At 72.4% G+C, this 21,490-nt stretch carries 14 protein-coding genes; 9 read left to right on the top strand and 5 right to left on the bottom strand.

The genetic code is table 11. The annotated features are described in order from the left end of the window. Positions 1–17: 17 nt before the first annotated feature. Together LRD69_RS10035 and LRD69_RS10030 are read left to right on the top strand one after the other, a co-directional pair. Positions 18–1,376, top strand: coding sequence for an MFS transporter (locus LRD69_RS10035; RefSeq protein WP_277326213.1), 1,359 nt, complete (start codon positions 18–20; stop codon positions 1,374–1,376). Next, positions 1,366–2,841 carry an aminotransferase class V-fold PLP-dependent enzyme gene (locus LRD69_RS10030; protein WP_277326212.1) on the top strand — a complete coding sequence of 492 codons (1,476 nt, stop codon included), beginning with the start codon at positions 1,366–1,368 and terminating at the stop codon, positions 2,839–2,841. The genes LRD69_RS10035 and LRD69_RS10030 overlap by 11 nt, the downstream gene beginning before the upstream one ends. Before the next feature lie 107 nt (positions 2,842–2,948). On the opposite strand, the gene LRD69_RS10025 is transcribed toward LRD69_RS10030, so the two are convergent. Further along, positions 2,949–3,788, bottom strand: coding sequence for an MOSC N-terminal beta barrel domain-containing protein (locus LRD69_RS10025; protein ID WP_277329683.1), 840 nt, complete (start codon positions 3,786–3,788; stop codon positions 2,949–2,951). A 292-nt stretch (positions 3,789–4,080) separates the two neighbouring features. Here LRD69_RS10025 and LRD69_RS10020 point away from each other — a divergent pair, with 292 nt between their 5' ends. Then, positions 4,081–4,713, top strand: a complete 633-nt coding sequence (locus tag LRD69_RS10020) for a histidine phosphatase family protein (protein WP_277326211.1) — start codon at positions 4,081–4,083, stop codon at positions 4,711–4,713. On the opposite strand, the gene LRD69_RS10015 is transcribed toward LRD69_RS10020, so the two are convergent. Together LRD69_RS10015 and LRD69_RS10010 are read right to left on the bottom strand one after the other, a co-directional pair. Then, positions 4,703–6,145, bottom strand: coding sequence for an amino acid permease (locus tag LRD69_RS10015; protein WP_277326210.1), 1,443 nt, complete (start codon positions 6,143–6,145; stop codon positions 4,703–4,705). The genes LRD69_RS10020 and LRD69_RS10015 overlap by 11 nt on opposite strands. 143 nt (positions 6,146–6,288) lie before the next feature. Further along, complete coding sequence (locus tag LRD69_RS10010; protein ID WP_277326209.1) at positions 6,289–7,692, bottom strand: amino acid permease; 1,404 nt, start codon at positions 7,690–7,692, stop codon at positions 6,289–6,291. A 275-nt stretch (positions 7,693–7,967) separates the two neighbouring features. Between LRD69_RS10010 and LRD69_RS10005 the strand changes: the two genes are divergently transcribed. Further along, the gene (locus tag LRD69_RS10005) at positions 7,968–8,564 is read left to right on the top strand and encodes a biotin transporter BioY (RefSeq protein WP_277326208.1); all 597 of its coding nucleotides are present in this window, start codon (positions 7,968–7,970) and stop codon (positions 8,562–8,564) included. A 435-nt stretch (positions 8,565–8,999) separates the two neighbouring features. On the opposite strand, the gene LRD69_RS10000 is transcribed toward LRD69_RS10005, so the two are convergent. Beyond that, positions 9,000–10,463, bottom strand: a complete 1,464-nt coding sequence (locus LRD69_RS10000) for an amino acid permease (RefSeq protein WP_277326207.1) — start codon at positions 10,461–10,463, stop codon at positions 9,000–9,002. A gap of 317 nt (positions 10,464–10,780) precedes the next feature. On the opposite strand from LRD69_RS10000, the gene LRD69_RS09995 reads away from it, so the two are divergent. The 5 genes from LRD69_RS09995 (at position 10,781) to LRD69_RS09975 (ending at position 19,864) form a co-directional block, all read left to right on the top strand. Then, the gene (locus LRD69_RS09995; RefSeq protein WP_277326206.1) at positions 10,781–11,269 is read left to right on the top strand and encodes a ribose-5-phosphate isomerase; all 489 of its coding nucleotides are present in this window, start codon (positions 10,781–10,783) and stop codon (positions 11,267–11,269) included. A gap of 87 nt (positions 11,270–11,356) precedes the next feature. Then, positions 11,357–12,166: a DNA-formamidopyrimidine glycosylase family protein gene (locus LRD69_RS09990; RefSeq protein ID WP_277326205.1), complete on the top strand. Its 810-nt coding sequence runs from the start codon at positions 11,357–11,359 to the stop codon at positions 12,164–12,166. Between the two features lie 650 nt (positions 12,167–12,816). Next, positions 12,817–16,116: an ABC transporter permease gene (locus LRD69_RS09985; RefSeq protein WP_277326204.1), complete on the top strand. Its 3,300-nt coding sequence runs from the start codon at positions 12,817–12,819 to the stop codon at positions 16,114–16,116. Further along, positions 16,116–18,947 (top strand): hypothetical protein, encoded by a 2,832-nt coding sequence (locus LRD69_RS09980; protein ID WP_277326203.1) that lies wholly within the window; start codon positions 16,116–16,118, stop codon positions 18,945–18,947. The genes LRD69_RS09985 and LRD69_RS09980 overlap by 1 nt, the downstream gene beginning before the upstream one ends. Beyond that, the gene (locus tag LRD69_RS09975; RefSeq protein WP_277326202.1) at positions 18,944–19,864 is read left to right on the top strand and encodes an ABC transporter ATP-binding protein; all 921 of its coding nucleotides are present in this window, start codon (positions 18,944–18,946) and stop codon (positions 19,862–19,864) included. The genes LRD69_RS09980 and LRD69_RS09975 overlap by 4 nt, the downstream gene beginning before the upstream one ends. A 389-nt stretch (positions 19,865–20,253) precedes the next feature. Here LRD69_RS09975 and LRD69_RS09970 read toward each other — a convergent pair whose 3' ends face one another. Further along, positions 20,254–21,486 (bottom strand): GNAT family N-acetyltransferase, encoded by a 1,233-nt coding sequence (locus LRD69_RS09970; protein WP_277326201.1) that lies wholly within the window; start codon positions 21,484–21,486, stop codon positions 20,254–20,256. Positions 21,487–21,490 lie beyond the last annotated feature (4 nt).

Below are 21,490 nucleotides of genomic sequence, written 5' to 3'. Positions count from 1 at the left end.
CGTTCATGATCTGCGGCATGTCAGCCGACGTCCGCACGGACCGGGATCCGGCCCCGCAGCTGCCGCGACGCGTCCGCATCGGATACGGGCTCGGTTCCCTGTGCACCGGCACATTCGCCACCGTTCCGGGGCTGATCCTCCTCTACTACCTGACCAATGTGCTGGCCGTGCCCGCCGCCGTCGCGGGCGCCGCGGTCTTCCTTCCCAAGGCGTGGGACGTCCTGATCAACCCGCTGGTCGGAGCTCTCTCCGACCGCAGCCGGCTGCGCGGCGGGCCGCGCCGCCCGTTCCTGCTGATCGGCGCCTGCGCCCTGCCGCCGTTCTTCGCGCTGCTCTTCGCCGCGCCCCCGCTGCGGGGTGCGGCGGCGGCCGGATACGTGGCCGTGCTGTTCCTGCTGGCCGCGACCGCGTACGCGGTGTTCCAGGTTCCGTACGTGACGATGCCCGCCGAGATGACGGAGGACCCGGCCGAACGCGGCCGGGTCCTGGCCTGGCGGGTGGCGTTCCTCGGCGTCGCCATTCTGCTGTCCGGCGCACTCGCCCCCGCGATCGCCCACGCCGACGGTGACACCCCGGCGAGCTACCGGCTGATGGGGATCGCCGTCGCCGTCCTGCTCGCCCTCGGGATGTTCGGGGCCTGGTTCACCACCCGTTGGGCTCCGGCGGTCGCCCGCAGCAAGGCCGAACCGTCCCTGCGCGCGCAGCTCGCCGCCGCCCGCTCGAACCGCCCGTTCCTTTTCCTGGCCGGCATGTGGTCCCTGCAGGCCCTGGCCATCGGGGTCATGCTCGCCGGCGTCCAGTACTTCGCCACGTACACCCTCGGCTCGGCGAACGCCGTCACCCCGCTCTTCGCGTGCATGATCGGCCCGCTGGTGCTCTTCATGCCGCTCTGGAACCGGCTGGCCAGGCTCCGCGGTACGACCTGCGCCCAGTGGTGCGCCTCGCTGCTCTATCTCGCGGGGGCGGTGGGGCTGGTGTTCACCCGGCAGGGCGGTCCGGTGCTCGGCTACACGGCCGTCGCCGCGGTCGGAATCGCCTATGCGGGACTCCAGTTGCTGCCCCTGACGATGCTCGCCGACACGCTGGCCGCCGATGTCGCCCGTACCGGCAGGCGGCGGGCCGCGACGTTCACCGGGCTGTGGACGGCGGCCGAGACCCTCGCCTTCGCGCTGGGCGCCGGGGCGTTCGCCCTGGTGCTCGCCGTGACGGGTTTCCGCTCCTCGGACGCCGACCACCGGGTGGACCAGCCGGACACGGCGCTGGCCGGCATCACGGCCGGTATGAGCGTGCTGCCCGCCGTCCTCGCGGTGGCGAGTCTGTGGCTGTTGCACCGGTACTCCGACTCCCTCAAGGAAGAGCCCGCCCATGCCGACTGACCCCACACCCCCGGGCCTGCCCCAGGGGCGGCCCGCCGCCGACGTCCTCGCCGAGCTGCGGTCGCTGCGCGGCGCCGACGCACCGACGCGGGGCGGCCGCACCTTCGCGTACGTCTACGACGCGGGCCTGGACGGCCTCGACGAGCTGGCCGCTGCCGCCTACACGGCGTACGCAACCGTCAACGGCCTCGACATGACGGTCTTCCCGAGCGTCGCGCGGCTGGAGAACGACCTGGTGGGTGCGGCGGCGGCGCTGCTGGGCGGCGGGCCGGACGTCCAGGGCTCGTTCACCAGCGGCGGTACGGAGTCCATCCTGCTCGCGGTGAAGACGGCCCGCGACCAGGCCAGGTCGGAACGGGGCGTCACCGAACCCCAGTTGCTCCTTCCGTCCACCGCTCATGCGGCTTTCCACAAGGCGGCGGCGTACCTGGGCATGGAGCCGGTGGTCGTCCCGGTGGACCCTGTCACGTACCGGGCTGACGCCGCCGCGACGGCGGCCGCGATCACGCCCCGCACGGCCCTCGTGGTGGCCTCCGCACCCTCGTACGCGCACGGGGTGATCGATCCGGTGGCGGAGATCGCCGCGGCGGCCGCGGACCGTGGTGTGCTCTGCCATGTCGATGCCTGCATCGGCGGCTGGATCCTGCCCTATCTGCGCCGCGCCGGCCGCGACATCCCGCCGTTCGACCTGTCGGTCCCCGGCGTCACCTCGCTCTCCGTCGACCTGCACAAGTACGGCTACGCGGACAAGGGCGCGTCGGTGGTGCTCTACCGGGACGCCGGACTCCGCCGCCACCAGTACTTCGCCCACGCGGGCTGGCCCGGCTACCCGGTGGTCAACCCGACTGTCCAGGGCACCAAGTCGGCGGGGCTGCTGGCACAGGCGTGGGCGGTGCTGCGGCATGTCGGCGAAGACGGTTACACGGGTCTCGCGGCCCGGGTGGCGGAGGCCACCGACCGGCTGCTCGCAGGGCTGCGCAAGACGGACGACGTGCACGTCCTCGGTGACCCGTCGGCCGGCCTGGTCGCCTTCACGGTCCACACGTCCGGTGTTCCCGACCTGAGCCTGCTGCTGCACCTCGCGGACGAGATGCGCGAACGCGGCTGGTACCTCCAGCCGCAGCTCTCCTTCGACGGCCTGCCACCCAACCTCCACCTCACACTGACCCCGGCCACAGTCGGTCAGGTGGACGCCCTGCTCACCGACCTCACCGGGGCACTGTCGGCGGCCCGCGCGCTGCCTCCGGTCACGGTCGACCCGGGCCTGGCCGAACTGGCCGCCGGACTCGACCCGTCGGCCCTGGGCCCGGAAGAGGTCGCGGCGGTCCTGGCCTTCGCGGGACTCGGCGGCGACGCGGGCCTGCCCGCCCGGACGGCTCCGGTACTGGTGCTGCTGGACGCGTTGCCGGGGCCGCTGAAGGAGCGGCTGCTCACGGAGTTCGTGGGGTCGATCTTCCGGATCTGAACATGGCGCGACGGCAGGAGGCCGGCGTTCGGATGCTCCCGGCCGCGCAAGGGCAGGCCGCGCACAGGGCGTCGCGGTGCACCGTCCTCACGTTCGGTGCGGCCCCTTCACGCGTCGAGCCGGCTCGTGATCCCGACGACGTCGCCGACGGCCACCACACCGTCGCGGACCACTGCGTTCTTCGCGCCGAAGCTGACCTTGTTCCCGTAGTCGGGTTCGCGGCGGTAGGTCGCCAGGGTCCGGACCGGCTCCGGGCCCGCCCGGAGGCCGGTCGACTGGTCCACCAAGGGGACGTTGCACCGCATCGCCCGCACGGCGTAGGCGAGTTCGGCCGAACCGATCGTCATCCGGCGTACCCGGTCCTCGAAGTGCGGCTCGTCGGAGCCGGACAGCACGATGTTCGGGCGGAAGCGGTCCATCGGTACGCCGGGCGCGTCGCCCCGGGCCTCGATACGGGCGTTGAGGCCGGCCAGGGACGCGGTGGAGGCGACCAGCACCGCATGGGCGTCGGCGAAGTTGACCTTGCCGGGGGTCTCGCCCCAGCCGTCGCGGTCGAAGCCGGGCGCCACCCGGACCAGCCGGGACCTCGTCCCGAGTGCCTCCGAGAACCACTCGGCGGCCGCGTCCCCCTGGTCGCACGCCTCACCGAGCGGGCGGTCGAACATGCTGACCGCGCGGCGCGGACCGTCCCGGTCGACGTCCAGCTTCAGGGGCTCCAGGTCCTGCGCGGAGAGGAGCAGCACATGGCCGCCGTCCAGGACTTCAGCCCTGATCGCGGCCATCGCGGGGAGCGTCCGCTGGCTGCGGAACGCGCCGTTCTCCGCGTCCACCACCATGAACGTACGGTCGTGCACCAGACCGGTCCCGGTGAGCTCGGCGCGGTCGGCGCGGACCCCGGCGCAGCCCTTGACCGGGTAGTACGCCAGTTCCTGAACGGTGATGGTCATGATGCCCCTGTCCTCGGCAGCCGCTTCGGGCGCGTCGATGCTGCCGGACATGATCGTGCCGGGTGTGTTGAGTTCGACTGGCCAGTCCCACCAGGCGACGGGGTCCATCATCGCACCCGCCTCGTACGAGTGACTTCCGCGCGGGGCATGGGGGAGCCAGGACGTGATCAGCCCTTCGGTCCTGGACCGAAGGGCTGATGTGGTGTCGGGATCCGGCAGGTACCGCGTCCCGCCCCGGCGCGCATCGCCCGGCCGTGCCCCAAGCTGGTGGGCGAACCGGAAGGGAGAGTCGATGACCGCCACCCCCACGACCCTGCTGCTCGCCCGCCACGGAGAGACCATCTGGCACGGAGAGGACCGTTACGCCGGGATCAGCGACATTCCGCTCAGTGAAGAGGGGCGCCGACAGGCCGAGCAGTTGGCGCGGTGGACGGTCCGGCATCGGGTGGACGCGATCTGGACGTCGACGGTCTCGCGCGCCATCGAGACCGCCGAACCCGCCTGCCGGGCGCTCGGCCTCGTACCCCTGCCCGAACACGATCTGCGCGAGTGCGACTTCGGGGCGATGGAGGGGTGCACGCTCGCCGAGTTCGCCGCCGAGGACCCTGCATGGGCCGAGGCGTACCGCGCCGATCCGGTGATCCACGCCTTCCCCGGGGCCGAGGATCCGCGCACGGCGGCGGCCCGGGGGACGGCTGCGCTGCGCCGGATCGCGTACTGCCATCCGGGACAGCGCGTACTGGTCGTCTCCCACGGCACCGTGCTGCGACTCGTCCTGTGCGAACTGCTGTCGATCCCGCTCGGCGCCTACCGCCGGGCGCTTCCGCAGCTGCGGAACGCGGCGGTGAGTGAGGTGCAGCTCGGAGAGGAGGGCGGCGCGCTGCTCTCCCTCAACGTGCCGTGCGCACCGGACGTCAGTTCTTGACGGCCCCGGCCCGGCGCTGGCGCACGCCACCGATGACGCTGAGGACCACGGTCAGCGCACCGGTCGCCAGCAGCTGGTCACGCGTGTCGGGCTGGCGCAGCATCAGTGCGAAGATGCCGGCCATGGCCGCCAGCGCCAGCAGCGTTCCCACCGGGAACAGCCACATGCGCACGACCAGCTTCTCGGGCGACTCGCGCTCCAGCCGGCGGCGCAGCAGCAGCTGCGACACCGCGATGAAGATCCAGACGACCAGGATCACCGCGCCGATCATGTTGAGCAGCCAGGGGAAGACGTCGTCCGGCCGCCAGTAGCTGAGCAGCACGCACAGGAAGCCGAAGGCGGACGAGACGAGCACCGCGGTACGCGGCACGCCGGAGGTGACCCGGCCGAGCCGCTTCGGACCCTGGCCGCGGGCGACCAGCGAGCAGGCCATGCGCGAGGCGCCGTAGATGTTGGCGTTCATCGCGGAGAGCAGGGCGATCAGGATGACCACGTTCATGATCTCCGCTGCGCCGCTGATGCCGAGGTGGTCGAGTGTCGCGTAGAACGGGCCGACCGTCGCGACCTTCGGGTCGTCCCACGGGACGAGGGTGACGACGACCGCCATGGAACCGACGTAGAACAGCGCGATCCGCCACATCGCCGTCCGGACCGCCTTCGCGACGCCCCGTACCGGGTTCTCGGACTCGGCCGCGGCGATGGTGACCGTCTCCAGACCGCCGTACGCGAAGACGGAGGCGAGCAGTCCGATGATGAAGCCGTTGGCGCCGTGCGGCAGGAACCCGCCGTCACCGCGGAGGTTGGCGTCGCCCGGGGCGGTCGTGCCGGGCAGCACACCGAGGATCGCCAGCACGCCCAGCACCAGGAACAGCGTGATCGCGGCGACCTTGAGCGCGGCGAACCAGAACTCGAACTCGCCGAAGTTCTTCACTGCGGTCAGGTTCGTGGTGAGGAAGAGCACCATGAACAGCCCCACCCAGGCCCACTCGGGGGTGCCGGGCAGCCAGCCGGTGACGATGTGCGCGGCGCCGATCCCTTCCAGGCCGACGGCGACGCAGAGCAGCACCCAGAACGCCCACCCGGCGGTGAATCCGGCCCACGGCCCGATGGCCCGTTCCGCGTGGACGGAGAAGGAGCCGGAGACCGGATTGGCGGCGGACATCTCGCCGAGCATGCGCATCACGAACATGACCAGCAGCCCGGAGATGGCGTAGGCGAGGACGATCGAGGGCCCGGCGGAGGCGATACCGGCACCGGAACCGACGAACAGCCCGGCACCGATGACACCGCCGAGGGCGATCATCGACAGATGGCGCTGCTTGAGTCCATGGGCGAGCGCGGAGTCGGCCGTGACCGCGGGGGCCTCGGCGCCGGCCGGGGTGGCGGGGACGTCGGAATCGGCGGTGGGGGGAGACGAGGTGGTCCGAGGCATGGACGAACTCTGTTCGGTAGCTGAGACGGGGACGTTGCCACAGTCTCTGCCCGATACTCGCTCGCAGGGGATCGGCGTCCGCTATCCGGGCGCTGGCGTCACGCAAGGTGAACGTGTGCGTACGTGCCCGGGACGGCCACGCCTCAGCGCGTGCTCGTGGATCCGCGCCGGTCCCTCAGCTCCCGCGCCCCCGCCACCAGCAGCACGAGACCGGTCGCCCCGGCCGACCACAGCACCTGCGGGCGCGCGGCGTCGTCGGTCAGCATCAGCACGAGTACGGCCAACAGCGCGGCCAGGGTCACCCAGGTCAGCCACGGGAAGCACCACATCCGCAGGCCCAGGGCCTGGGGTGCCTCGCGTTCCAGACGGCGGCGCAGCCGCAGCTGCGACGCCGCGATCAGACCCCAGACGAAGAGGAGCACCGCGCCGACCGAGTTGAGGAGATAGAGGAAGACGGTGTCGGGCCACTTCAGATTGAGCAGGACGGAGACGAAGCCGAAGGCGACCGAGGCCAGCACCGCCCGCCGCGGCACCCCGCCCCCGCCCCCGCTTCCCGACACCTTGAGCAGCCCGCGCGGTCCCTCGCCGCGTTCGGCCAGCGAGAACACCATCCGGGACGCGCCGTAGAGATTGGCGTTCAGCGCGGAGAGCAGTGCCACGAACACCACGATGTTCATGATCTGCCCGGCGGACGGCACCCCGATCGCGTCCAGGACCTTGACGTACGGGCTCAGTCCGGACTGCTGCGCGGTCCACGGCAGCACCGTCACGATCACCAGCATCGACCCGACGTAGAAGAACAGGATCCGTACGACGGCACTGCGTACCGCACGTCCCACCGCGCGGGCCGGGTTCTCGGTCTCGGCCGCCGCGATCGTGACGACCTCCAGCCCCCCGAACGCGAAGACGACGGTCAGCACACCGGAGACGACACCGTCCCAGCCGTTCGGCAGGAAACCGCCCTGCCCGGTGAGGTTGGTCAGCCCGACCGGATCGGTGTCCGGCAGCAGACCGAAGACGGCGAGCAGCCCGAGCACCAGAAAGATCACGATCGCGGTGACCTTGAGCGCGGCGAACCAGAACTCGAACTCGCCGAAGTTCTTCACCGCCGTCAGATTGGCCACGGTGAAGACGACCATGAAGACCAGTACCCACGCCCATTGGTCCACGCCCGGCAGCCAGCCGTGGGCGATCTTCGCGGCGGCGGTCGCCTCCACGGCGAGGACCACCACCAGCAGGAACCAGTAGAGCCAGCCCACGCTGAACCCGGCCCAGCGGCCGAGCGCCCGCTCCGCATGGACGGAGAACGCGCCCGAGGCGGGCATCGCGGCCGACATCTCGCCGAGCATCCGCATCACCAGCATCGCGAGCGCGCCCGCGATCAGGTACGACACGACGATGCCCGGTCCGGCGACCGCGATCCCGGCGCCCGAACCGACGAAGAGCCCGGCGCCGATCACCCCGCCCGGGCCGAGCATGGTCAGATGACGCTGCTTCAGTCCGTGCGAGAGGGGTTCCTGCTGCGTGGGGGGAGGGGAGTCGTGCATGGGGTGCGGGTCACTCTCGGATCATCTGGTGGGTCCCTCTTATGGGGAACCTACAGTCTCACGTGGCGAGGCCACATCCCTTGGCCGGGCCCCTCTCGGCCCTCACCTCAGTGACCAGCATCACGCTGCCGCGTGATTGCGCACCAGCCTTTGTGGGAACCCCACCAATCCGTCAACCGCCGCTTTGTGGGTGGCTGATGGTGATCGAGCGTTAACCCGTGGGCTAACGTCAGGCTCAGTCTGTCCCCACCTGCCCTCACCACCGCGGAGTCCCGATGAGTACTGCTGCCGCCGCCCCCGTCCGTACCGGAGCGGTCCTCGCCGATCTGCTGCCCGCCGCCAGGCACCGCTACGCCGTCGACACGGCCCTGGTCGTCGGCGGCGCCGCGCTCACCGGTATTGCCGCCCAGATAGCCGTCCCGGTCCCGGGCTCCCCGGTCCCCGTCACCGGCCAGACCTTCGCCGCGCTTCTCGTCGGCACCGCGCTCGGCGCGCGCCGCGGCTTCCTCTCCCTCGCCGTGTACGCGCTCGTCGGCATGGCGGGCATGCCGTGGTTCGCGGGCGGCAGCTCCGGTGCGGGCGGCGCCTCGTTCGGTTACGTCCTCGGCATGCTGCTCGCCGCGACCGTGGTCGGCGACATCGCCCGACGCGGCGGAGACCGCTCCGTGCTGCGCACCGCGGGCACGATGGTGCTCGGCTCCGCGATCATCTACGCGGTCGGTGTCCCGTACCTGGCTCTGTCCACCGGGATGTCGGCGAGCGCCGCGATCGCGGCCGGCCTGGTGCCGTTCCTGCTCGGTGACGCCCTGAAGGCGGCGCTGGCGATGGGCGCGCTCCCCGCCGCCTGGAAGCTCATCGGCCGCCGCGGCTGACGCATGCTCACGCGCCTCGGGCGCGTTCATGAACCCCCTCCAAGAGGCTCGCCGGGTCGCACTGCGACACCAGAACGGCGGGCCTCTTGCATGTCCGCTCACCGTGGAGGGCCTCGGCACGGTGCCCGCTGCCGAAGCGGAAGGCCGGCGAGGCCAGGGCACGGTGCGGCACGGGGCGCGGTCCGGCACGGGGCACGGTGCGGCACGGCGCATGGCGGGCTCCGTGTCCGTCGCGCGGTCCGGGCGGATGACCTGCGCCGTGGTCGGCCCGCGCCCGGCGGCACAGGCGACCGCGGTCCCGGGGCGCCGGCGCGGAAGGCCGACCGGGGGCAGCGGGTCGTGCAAAAGGGAGGCTCTCCCGTCGCGCGGTGAAGTCCGCGACGGGAGAGCCTCCCCTTACACCTGACATCGGCCGTCAGGCAGGCACAGGATCGATCAGGCGTCGGCGGACGCGTCGGCGGGGATCGCACCGCTCTTGCGCTGCCGGGCCTCGCGTACCAGTGAGACGACCACGACGACCGCTGCGACAAGGAGCGAGAGCAGGACCTGCTCGCGGCCGCTGTCGTCGGTCAGCATGTAGACCAGCACGAACGAGATCATCGCGATCGTCGCCCAGGTCAGGTACGGGAAGAGCCACATCCGTACGACCAGCTTCTCCGGCGACTCGCGCAGGATGATCCCGCGCATCCGCAGCTGGGTGAAGCAGATGACCAGCCAGACGAACAGGGCGACCGCACCGGACGAGTTCAGCAGGAACTGGAAGACGGTGTCCGGCCACTGGTAGTTGAAGAACACGGCGACGAAGCCGAAGACCACCGAGGACAGGATGGCCGCCTGCGGCACGCCCCGCTTGTTGGTCCGGGCGAACGCCTTCGGCGCGTCACCGCGGCCGCCGAGCGAGAACGCCATCCGCGAGGCCGTGTACAGGCCGGAGTTGAGGCAGGACAGGACGGCCGTCAGCACGATGACGTCCATGACCTGGCCGGCGTGCGGAATGCCGATCGAGTTCAGCGCGGCGACGTAGCTGCCGTCCTTGAGGATCGACGCGTCGTTCCACGGCAGCAGCGTCAGCACGATGAAGATCGAGCCCAGGTAGAAGACGGCTATCCGCCAGATCACGCTGTTGGTGGCCTTCTGGACGGCGCGCTGCGGGTTCTCGGACTCGCCGGCCGCCAGCGTGACGATCTCGCTGCCCATGAAAGAGAAGACGACCATCAGTACACCGGTGAGGATGGCGCCCGGCCCGTGGGGGAAGAAGCCGCCGCTGTCCGTGAGGTGTGCGAGCCCCGCGCCCGGGTTGTCCGAACCGGGCAGCAGCCCGAAGACGGCGAGCAGACCGACGACGACGAACGCGCCGATCGCCACGACCTTGATCCCGGCGAACCAGAACTCGAACTCGCCGTACGAGCCGACCGAGACCAGGTTCGTCGCGGTGAGCACCACCATCACGATCAGCGCCCACGCCCACTGCGGAACGCCCGGCACCCAGCCCTCCAGGATCTTGGCACCCGCCGTGGCTTCGACGGCGAGCACCACGACCCAGAAGAACCAGTACAGCCAGCCGATCGAGAAACCGGCCCAGCGGCCGAGGGCCTGGTCGGCGTAGGCGGAGAAGGAGCCCGAGCTGGGCCTGGCCGAGGCCATCTCGCCGAGCATCCGCATGACGAAGACGACCATGAGGCCGACGAGCGCGTACGAGAGCAGGATGGCCGGTCCTGCGGCGGCGATGCCGGCGCCGGAGCCCACGAAGAGGCCCGCGCCGATCACTCCGCCGATGGCGATCATGGAGAGGTGGCGGTTCTTGAGACCTGCCTGGAGCCCGTCGCCGGACTCCTGCTTGTCCGCCCGGCCCGGCTCGCCGGGCTTCTGGCCCGGTCCTGCCAGAGTCGTCTGCGTCATGGATCGAATCCTTACGTTCTGGATCACTCTGTCCCGTAGCTGTGCCGCTGCACTGTGGTGTGGCGGCGAGGCACTGGCATTGAAGCTCGCCCGACCCTGGAAGCGGAACCCTTTATTCCGAATAGGTGTCCGGATCGTTGCCCGAGTGGGATTGCACACATGAGCGCTGTGCAACGGCTTTGAGCGCCGGCCGAGCGTGTGCTCGACGACAGGTCCAACGGGGGCCGGGAGCGTGATCCGGCAGCAGGTCCTGCCGCGTCCGGAGGGTCCCGACCCCGATGACGGCTACCCCGCGATCCACATGCCACACTCGTCACATGCGCGTGTACCTCGGTTCCGACCATGCCGGCTTCGAACTCAAGAACCACCTCGTCGAGTGGCTCAAGGCCCAAGGCCACGAAGCCGTCGACTGTGGTCCCCACATCTACGACGCCCAGGACGACTACCCGCCGTTCTGCCTGCGCGCCGCCGAGAAGACGGCCGCGGACGCGGGCAGTCTCGGCATCGTGATCGGCGGCTCCGGCAACGGCGAGCAGATGGCCGCCAACAAGGTGAAGGGCGTGCGCGCCGCACTCGCCTGGAGCGAGCAGACCGCCGCGCTCGGCCGCGAGCACAACGACGCCAATGTGGTGGCCATCGGCGGCCGGATGCACACGGTCGAGGAGTCGACGAAGTTCGTCGAGATCTTCCTCGCGACGCCGTACTCGGGTGAGGAGCGTCACACCCGTCGTATCGAGATGCTGACGGCGTACGAGACCACGGGCGAACTGCCCCCGATCCCGGCCCACCACCCGCAGCAGGGCTGACCCGTCCCGCCCCGTGCCGCCGGTCCGTCCGGCGGCACAGTCATATCCTCGTAGTCATATCCCGCCCCGCCGAGGAGAGCCGCCGCCGTGCCCGAGGGACACACGATCCACCGCCTGGCCGCGGACCACCGTGACCGGTTCGAGGGTGGGCTGGTGCGGGTCAGCAGCCCGCAGGGCAGGTTCGCGGAGAGCGCGGCCCTCCTGGACGGCCGCGGGTTCACCGGCGTCGACGCGCACGGCAAGCACCTGTTCCTCGGCTTCGAGGACGCCGGGTGGGTCCACATCCACCTGGGCCTGTTCGGCAAGCTCCACTTCGGCACGGCACCGGTGCCGCCGCCCACGGACACCGTCCGCCTGCGCCTGGCCAACGACGGTCACCACGCGGACCTGCGCGGCCCGACCACCTGCGCGCTCATCACGGAACCCGAGAAGCGCGCGATACACGACCGGCTGGGCCCGGACCCGCTGCGGACCGACGAGGACGGCGAGCGCGCCTGGCAGCGGATCTCGCGCAGCCGCATCACGGTGGCCGCGCTGCTGATGGACCAGAAGGTCATCGCGGGCGTGGGCAACGTGTACCGGGCGGAGGTCCTGTTCCGGCACGGCATCGACCCGTACCGCCAGGGCAGGGACCTCATGCGTGCGGAGTGGGACGCGATATGGGCCGACCTGGTGGTGCTGATGCGCGAAGGCGTGCGGAACAACCGGATCGACACGGTGCGGCCGGAGCACATGCCCGACGCGATGGGGCGGGCGCCGCGGGTGGACGACCACGGGGGCGAGGTGTACGTGTACCGGCGGGCGCGGCAGGGGTGCCACATCTGCGGCACGGAGATCCGTACGGCGGATCTGGCGGCCCGCAACCTCTTCTGGTGCCCCACCTGCCAGCCGGGCTAAGGGCTGTCCCGTCATCCCTGGCGGGCGCACGACGACAGCTGCGGCACCTCGCTGCGTGGTCGAGCGCCCGAATACGACCGGTATGAGGACGCTCCTCCGCCTTGCGATGCGCCACATCTGACGCCGCGCGCTGATCCACCAGGGATTACGGGACAGCCCTTGGCCGGCATTCCTCTTCCGTCGCCGGACGGGCCCGATGTGCTGCCCCGCCGGAACTCCGGCCCCGCTCCGGGGGCGACGGGGCGAGGTCACCGGCAAGGTCACCCCTTCCCGCTCCGGCACACGCCGGGCCGATGATGCCGGCCGTCCGCATGCGCAGCGCACCAGCGGTGGGGAAACCCGGTCCTGGACAGCGCCCCGCCGGTCGCCCCACGTATCCGAGCCCGGCCCGAGCGGCCACCTCGGCGGTGTCACCCGCATAACGAATGGACCAAGCGGCCGGACGCTCCCTGTCGCAGGGGGAGTCAACTCCCCTATGCTCCCGTGGGATTGGAGGTCTACACCATTCCACGCGCCGAGCACCGGGCTGTGCGCAGCGGCTCCGAACAGGGGGAGAACGCGCTGTGACAGGAACGGCTGTGACGGAGCGGAGCAGGACGCCTTCCGGGCGAGATCGCCGGCCGAGCGTGCCGCGGATCGTCCGCAGGTGCATGCATCACGGACCCGTCCTCGTGGCCGCCGCCCTGACCGTGCTGCTCGCCGGCACCGTGCTCGCCGCCCTCGCGGCGCTCGCCGGCACGGCCGTGGAGAGCGGCGCGCAGGCACGGATCGCCGCCGACCCGCAGGGGATGGTGCGGATCACGGCGCACTACGACGCAAACGGTGTCCCGCTCGCCGACAAGGAGGTGCGGGCGGCGCTGCACGAGGCCTTTGGACCCGTCCCGGTCACCATCCGCACCGCGCTGCGCGCCCCCGCCGCCCGGTCGTTCGACCTGCCCGTGCTCGATGCGGCCGGGAAGCCGCGGCCGGGCGGCGGCGTCGGGGTCATCGCCCTCGACTCGGTGCGTGAGCATGCCCGGCTGAGTGCGGGCGCATGGCCCGAGGAGACGGCGGCAGGGGCACCGGACACGCTGCAGGCAGCCCTGCACGAGGGGCTGGCGCGCCGGCTGCACGCCGAGGTCGGCGACACGGTGGTGCTGTCCGCCGCCAAGGGCCGTGTCCGGCTCGAGGTGACCGGTCTGTGGCACGCCGACGGCCGTGACTCCACACTGTTCCGCGGACTGACCAGCAGCTTCGGCGGCCTCGACAGTCTGACCGTGGTCTCCGTGCCGGCCTTCGAGGCCAACTCCGCGCTCTCCGGCGACGCCCTCGCCGGCTGGGTCGCGCTCCCCGTCGCCGACGGAATGGCCGCCGAGGAGCTCGGCTCGCTGCGCGACCGTCTCGCCGCGCTGGAGGCCGGCGACCCCGCGCGTACCGTCTTCCGCGGCCGGCCCGCCGCCGTGCAAGGGGTTGTCGCCGAGGCGCCGCTGGTGTCCGCCATCGACCGGATCGATACACCGATGGTGGTCGCCCGCTCCGGCATGTACATCCCGGCGGCGCTGCTGGCCGCGCTGGCCGCCGCCGCGCTCGTTCTCACCGCCCGCCAGCTCACCGAGCACCGCCGTGCGGATACGGCACTGCTCGGCGCGCGGGGCGCGGGCACCCCGCGGCTGCTCGCAGCGGCGGGCGCCGAGTGGGCGCCGGTCGCCGTCCCCGCCGCGGTGGCCGCTCCGTTTCTGGCCGGTCCGCTGCTCGCCGTGCTGGACGATGCGGGGCTGCTGCCCGGTGAGGTGCCGCATTCGGCGCTCTCATATCCCGGGTGGACGGCGGCGCTGCTCGCGCTGCTGCTGCACGGAGTGTCGGCGCTGCTGCCGGTGGTGCGCGCGGCGCGCGACGGTCGGGCGGTGGCGAAGCTGCGCCGGCGTGGCGCGAAGGCGGCGGCGTTCCAGAAGGCAGGCACGGATGTGGTGCTCGCCGCCGTCGCGGTGCTGGGGTGGCTGCAGCTGAAGCGGTACCGGTCGCCGGTGGCGGGCGGTGACGGCGGGGCGTCGGTGGACCCGGTGCTGGTGCTGGTGCCGGTCGTCGTCACCATCGCGGCGACGCTGTTCACACTGCGGCTGCTGCCGCTCGCTGAGCGCGGCGCGGTGTGGCTGGCGCGGCGGTCCGCGGGGCTGGTTCTGCCGCTGGGCGGCTGGCAGGTGAGCCGCCGGGCGGCCCGGCACGCGGGTCCTGCGCTGCTGATGGTCCTCGCCCTCGCGGTGGGCGCCCTGACCATCTCCGCCCTCACCATGATCGACCGCAGCAATGGCGACCGGGCCCGGCACACCGTGGGCGCCGACCTGCGGCTCACCCCGGACGAGTTCGGCGAGAAGGCGCTGCCGGGTGCGGCGCGGCACAGCGCCTACACCGCGCTGCCCGGTATCGAGGCGGCGACGCCGGTCACCGACCTCCCGGTGAGGATCGACGACGACGAGGCGGGCATCACCGCCATCGACACGGCCGAGGCCGCCCCCACGCTCCGCCCGGGTGCGACCTCAGGTCCCATGCCCGCTCTGCGCGGGGACCTCGCGGACAGGCGGCTGCCGCAGCAGCTCTCCGCCCTGGGGGAGCACGTCCCGCGCGCCGGTGTCCGACTGCCGGGTGAGCCACGGGCGATCGCCGCCGCGGTGACCCTGCGGGCGGACGCCGGCGGCACCCCGGACGTCCCCCGCATCGTCCTCACCCTCCAGGACGCCTCCGGCCTCACCGACACCGTCGCGGCGCGGCTGCCGCAAGCGGACGGCAAGCGGCACGAGATCGCCTTCCCCCTCGACGTACCGGGCGGCGGCAACCTCGCCCGGCACTATCCGCTCACCATCACCCGCATAGCCGTGGACTTCCGGCGCGAACCCACCCGGCGCCACTACGACCTGACGATTCACCACTTCGGCTCCGACTCGGCCGCCGCCGCCGCCCCGGGCCCCGAGTCCGTCGGCTGGGAGGACGTGAACCCCGAGCCGCCCAGCGCGCGCGACCTGGGCTGCGGGGACCCCGACGGCCGGTCGGGCCTCAGCACCGCCGGCGTCTGCGACATGGCGAAGCTGCAGCCGCCGAACGGTCTCCGGGCGTCGCTGCTCGGCCCGGACGGGTCCAACGCGCAGTCCAACACGCTGGTCGAGTTCGGTCCGATCCGGCACGGCCGAATCCCCGCTGTCCCCGCCCTCGCCGACGACGCTCTGCTGGACTCCGGCCGGGCCGCGATCGGCAAGCAGATCGCGGTGGAGACCCATGACGGCACGACGTTCACCCTCGAGGTGACCGGCCGCATCGGCGGCGTCCCCGGCTTCCCGCACGACGGGGGCCGGCTGCTCGTCGACAGCCGGGCACTGGCCGCCTCCCTGGCGCAGCGCGGGGTGCTGCCCCCGGAGGAGAACTCATGGTGGCTGTCGGCCCGCGGCGCGGACGCCGCCCCGGCGGCGGCCGCGATACGCAAGGCCGAGGGCATCGGCACCGTCCTCGATGTGCCGCAGGCCGAGGACGCCCTGCGCGGCGATCCACTGCAGCACGGCACCCGCGGTGTGCTGGTGCTCTGCCTGATCCTCGCTCCGGCCTTCGCGGTGATCGGCTTCACCCTGCACGCCATGCTCTCCACCCGTGAACGCCGCCGGGAGTTCGCGCTGCTGCGTGCCATGGGCGTGCGCAAACGGCAGCTCACCGGGCTGCTGTGGACGGAGCAGCTGCTGATCGCGGTGGTCTCGGTGGTGCTCGGCGCCGCTCTCGGCACCACGCTGGCCGGGCTGATCGTGCCGCTCGTGACCGTCGACGACCACGGCAGCCCGGTCTTTCCCGGGGTGATCGCCACCGTGCCCTGGGAGCGGGTGGCGCTGACGACCGCCGCCACCGCCGTGCTGATCACCGTGATGGTGACGGTCATGTCCCGGACGCTCGCCCGGGTGGATCTCGCCCGGGTGATGAGAGCGGGGGAGCAGTGATGATCAACGGACGCTGGGTGGCCCGTGAGGCCAGGGGCCAGGCGCCGCTTCTGGCCTGTCTGTTCGTTCTGGCGGCCGTGCTGAGCTCGATCGCGCTGGCCGGGCCCGTGCTGCTCGACCGGCTGTCGGGCCACGCGCTCGGCAACCGGGTGGCAGCGGCACAGCGGCAGGGCGAGCTTCTGGTGACCTCGGCGACGATGGTGGCGTATCAGAGCGACCCGGGCTCGGAGGAGGCCGTCGAGCCGCCCGAGACCGGTGAGCTGGCGGCCGCCCTGAAGCAGTCCGGGCAGGAGATCCGGGATGCGGCCCGCCCGCCGCTGCACGGGCTGCTGAAGCCCGGCTCGGTACGCACCGACCCGGTCCTGACCGACATCAGCGGCGGCGTCCCCGGCAGCCCGCGGGCGCAGCTGTCGCTGCTGTACGCCGACGACGCGCCGGCCGCCTCCGCCTATGCCGAGGGGGGTCCCCCGTCCGCGCTGCCCGACGCAGCACTGAAGGACAGCCGCCCGATCCCGGTGGCGGTCTCCACCCAGGTGCGCGACGCGTACGGGCTGAAGCTCGGAGAGCGGCTGGACCTGGGGGGCGACTTCACCGACCGTGTGGTCCTCTCCGGCTTCTTCGAGGCGCCCCAACGGCTCGGCGACGTGGCCCTGTTCCGTCAGCAGCCCGGGCTGGCCGCCCCGCTGACGGAGACCCGGGGAAGTGGGGGGCTCACGGTGCGGCGGGCGCTCGCCGTGGTCGACGGTACCGGTCTCGAGGTCCTGCAGGGGCGCCACGACCTCGACGTCCAGCTGGTGTGGCGCACCCGGATGGCGCTCGGTGACGAGCGGGCGAAGGCGATTGCCGCGGCCGACGGCGGCGCCGCACTGCAGCGTGCTCTCGGCCGCTTCCGGCGCGACGCCTCGGAAGGGCTGTGCCCGGGTGCCGCGGCCGGCGCCGAGTGCCAACTCGCCGGCCGCCGGATCTTCCAGCCCGCCACCACCAACGAACTGACGACCGTCGTCGACGACTTCCGGCGCGACCGCGCGCAGGCCGGCGCGCTGTCCGCGTTCGCCGTCGCCGGTCTGCTGGCCGTCGCCTTCGCCACTGTCGTCGTCACCGCGCAATTGGCCGTACGCCGTGGCGAGTTCACCGACCGGCTGCAGCGTGCCCGCGGTGCCACCGCGCTGGAAGTGGCTCAGGCCCGGCTGGCGCAGACCGGTCCCGCAGTGCTGCTGGGCGCCGCCGCCGGATACGCCGCCGTGCGGGCGACGGTCGAGGAGGAGATCGACAGCGGGCTGACGGCCGTCGTCGTCGTCGCACTCGCCGCTCTCACCCTGCCCGCCCTCACCTGGTTCTCGGTGCGGGAGCGGAAGGCCGAGCAGGGCCGGCGCGGCGGTGCACGCAGGGCCGTCTCCGGGCGGCGGCTGATGGCGGAGACCGCCGTGCTCCTGCTGGCAGTGGGGCTGGTCGCGGCGATCCGGGTGCGCGGCGACGGGGCGAGCGGCGGGGCGTCGGGCGTCGATCCCCAACTCGCCGCCACCCCGGTGCTGCTGGGGCTGGCCACCGTCCTTGTCCTGATGCGCCTGTATCCGCTGCCGGTGCGCTTCCTCGCCCGCCGGGCCCGCGCCCGCCGCGGCGCCGTCGCCTTCGTCGCCCTGGCCCGTGTGGGGCGTACCGCGGCAGGGCGGGAGCTGGCCCTGCTGGTGCTCGTACTGACCCTGGCCACCGCGGTGTTCGGCGGGCTGATCTCCTCCACCGCCGCCGAGGGCCGCGAACGCGCCGCCGCCTGGAACGCGGGCGGGCAGGCCGCCGTCGTCACCCCCGAGGCCGACGCGGGGGCGGCGGGCGCATGGTCCGCCGTACCGGGCGTCGAACACACCCTCGCCGTCCGGCGCGCCGACGTGGGGCTGGAGAGTGCCACCGACGGACGGGTGCGTGGCACGACGAGCCTCATCGGTCTCGATCCCGAGCAGTTGCGCGCCGCCGTTCCCGGCTCACCCGCGGCCGCCGCCCTGCTCGGCGCGGAGCTCGAACTCCCGCAGACGCAGGGCGCATCGACGGTGCTGCCCGCCCTCGCCGCCGGCCCACCGGCCGCCTACGAGGGGCGGACCCTGACACTGGACGGCACGCACGGCACGTCCCTGTCGGTACGGATCATCGGCACCCTCGACGACGCCGCGGCCGGCGATCCGGCCCTCGGCCCGGTCAGCGGGCCGAGCGCGCCGAGCAGCCTGCTGCTGGTCGACGCGGCCGCGATGGCGCAGGTCGACCGGTCCGACATCGAGGCTGCTGCCGTGCTTCTCTACGGTGCGAAGCTCGACCCGGTGGCGGTGCGCACCACGGCACTCACCTCCGCCGGCCCCGGGGCGCAGGTCCGGATGCTCGACGAGGAGCTCGACGCGCTCCGTGAGGACGGGCTGCTCCGCTCCGTCCTGCTGATCTACACCGCGAGCAGCGCCACCGCCGTACTCCTCGCCCTGCTCGCCGTGGTGCTCGAGCTGCTGCTGTCCGCCCCGGAACGGGGCCGCACCGCCTCGTATCTGCGCACCCTGGGCCTCGGCTCGCGACCCACGGCCCTGGTGCACTTCCTGGAGCTCCTGCCGATGGTGGTCGCGGCCACCGTGGGCGGTGTCGCACTGGGGCTGCTGCTGCCCGACATCCTCGGACCGGCGCTCGCACTGCGCGATTTCACGGGTGGCCCGGGCGCCCGGCTGGTCACCGACTATGGCCTCACCGCGGCCCTCGCGGGCGGGCTGGTCGCGCTTGTCGTCATCGCCGTCGCCGTGGAGACCGCCCGGGGCAGACGGCGGGCCCTGGGCTCCGTACTGAGAGTGGGAGAGACCAAGTGATCGAGGTAATCGAAGAGAGCGAGGCAGCCCCCACGGCACGCGGCGCCGAGCCGCTCATCGTCTGCGAGAACCTGGTCCGGATCTTCTGGGCGGACAAGGTCGAGGTGCAGGCGCTGCAGGGCCTGGACCTGACGGTGCTGGACGGTGAACTGGTGGCCGTCGTGGGCGCCTCGGGGTCGGGCAAGTCCACCCTGCTCGGCATCCTGTCCGGGCTCGACGTGCCGACCGCCGGCACCGCCCATGTCGACGGGCTGAATCTGCTCACGATGAAGGGCAGGGACCGCATCGCCTTCCGCCGGCACACGGTGGGCTTCGTCTGGCAGCAGACGGCGCGCAATCTCTTCCCGTATCTCAGCGCCCTCGAGAACGTGATGCTGCCGATGACCTACACGGGCTTGAGGGCGCGCGCCCGGAAGGCGCGAGCGGCCGAGCTGCTGGAGCTCTTCGGGATCGCCTACGCCCGCGACCGCCGCCCGGACATGATGTCCGGCGGCGAGCAGCAGCGCGTCGCGATCGCGACCGCCGTCGCCAACAGTCCGCGGGTGCTCTTCGCGGACGAGCCGACCGGCGAACTCGACACCGAGACCGGCACCGAGGTCTTCGCCGCCCTGCAGCGGGCCAACGCGGAGCTCGGCACCACGGTCGTCGTGGTCACCCACGACTCGAAGGTCTCCGAGCACGTCCGCCGCACCGTCGGCATCCGCAACGGCCGCACCTCCTCCGAGGTGCTGCGCGACCACGAGGCCCAGTCGGCCGAGGAGTACGCCGTCCTGGACAGATTCGGCCGGCTGCAGCTGCCGCGCGCCTTCACCGACGCGCTGCGGATGAAGGACCGGGTGCGGCTGGCCCTGGAGGACGACCACATCGGAGTGTGGCCGCAACAGGCCCCGGGGAAGCCGCAGGGAGGACGGGAATGACGAACCGGTGACGGCGGCGGCCGGTGGCCTGCGCAGCGGCCGCCCGACGGCCGCGGTGGAGTACGTGCCCCCCCGTGCGGCTGCGGCGTCACCGCGGTACACGCCCTGCGCGGGGCGCCGTTCACGGTGCGGCACGGTGAACCGGAGGCTCACCGTCCCTCACCCGTCACGCTCTCTGCCGCCAGGCCTCGACCAGGACGGATCCCAAGAGTTCCGACGGAGAGCTAGTGCCGTGTCAGCCAAGGTTCGCCCCGTCGCGACGCCCGGCACGCACTGTCGCCGCACCGGCCGAAAGCCCGAGGACGTCCAGTACGAGGACTTCCGGCCGTCACGCCGACAGCACGCACCGGACGCCACTCCTTGGCGGGCAAACCTTGGCTGACGCGGCACTAGAACCCCCGCGGCAGCCACGGCGACACGGTCCCCGAGAACGCCAGTGCCGCCTCCTCCACCGCGCCGGGCCGCAGCTCCCGCACCCGCCCCGCCCGGGACAGCGAGACCAGTGACTCGCCGCCCAGGTACACGGTTCCCAACTCCCTGACGGAGAGCGCCAGATCCGCCGGGTCGTCCGTCCGCCTGCACGACGCGCCGCCCTTCGCGTCGGCCGTGAGCCGCCAGCGCCCCGCGTTCCACGGGCAGAACACGTCGTCGACCTCGAACACCACGTCCACCGCGGCCCGGTACGCCCGTGCCTCCAACGCCGCGCCCACCTCCACCAGCCGTACGAACAGTGAGTCACGCAGCGTGATGTTGCACCGGCGCACGTCCGAGACCAGGTGCAGAACCGCATCGTCGACCGGCCGGTTCCGCGCCTCGACCGTCGACGTCAGGTCGATCTCGAACAGGAACCGCCACAGCGCCGCGTACGCCGCAGGGTCCACAGCCAGCAGATCGTCCACGACGATCCGGCCCATGGGGACCGCCGCCTCCCAGTGCGGCTTGTTGCGAAACGTCGTGTACCCGACGACCCGGCCCGCGCGCTCCGCCAGCACGCACTGCAGCGCCGACGCCCCCTGCCGCATGCCCGCCGGGTCGAGCAGCGCCCTCCGCTCCCAGCCGGGACCGTGCGTCGGCGTCCCCGGCCGCTCCGCCACCAGCTGCTCGTACACGCCCTCGCACGCGGCTATCGCCTCGTCCGGCTTCGCGTAACGCAGAGCGACCTCGTCCGTGCCGTCCGGCACCGCCAGCCGCACCCGGTCCGTGTCCATCTCCAGGGACATCTGCTTCGTGGCGGCCCCGTACCCGAACCGGCCGTAGATCGCGGGCTCCGAGGCCGTCAGCACGGCGAGCGGTTCACCCAGCGCCCGGACGTCGTCGAGCTGACGCCGCATCATCGAGGTGAGCAGTCCGCGCCGGCGATGCGTGGCCGCGACACTGACCATCGTCACCCCGGCCGCTGGCACCAGCGCCCCGCCCGGCACGGCCAGCCGGAAGCTGAACGCCCCTGCCGTACCGACGACGTCGGGGCCGTCCCAGACGGCGATCGACCGCTTGTGCTCGGTCAGCGCTTCCCAGAGCTCGCGCTCCTCAGGCGCGTCGGCGACGCCGCCGAACGCGAGCTCCAGACGCCCGAACCATTCGTTCCATTCGGAGGGACGCAACACCCGTAGTTCTGTCGTCATGAGC

Source organism: Streptomyces sp. JH14, from assembly GCF_029428675.1.
In the GTDB taxonomy this organism is placed as follows: Bacteria; Actinomycetota; Actinomycetes; order Streptomycetales; family Streptomycetaceae; genus Streptomyces.
Note: the sequence above shows the minus strand (reverse complement) of the source record. Positions and strands in the feature narration are given on the sequence as shown.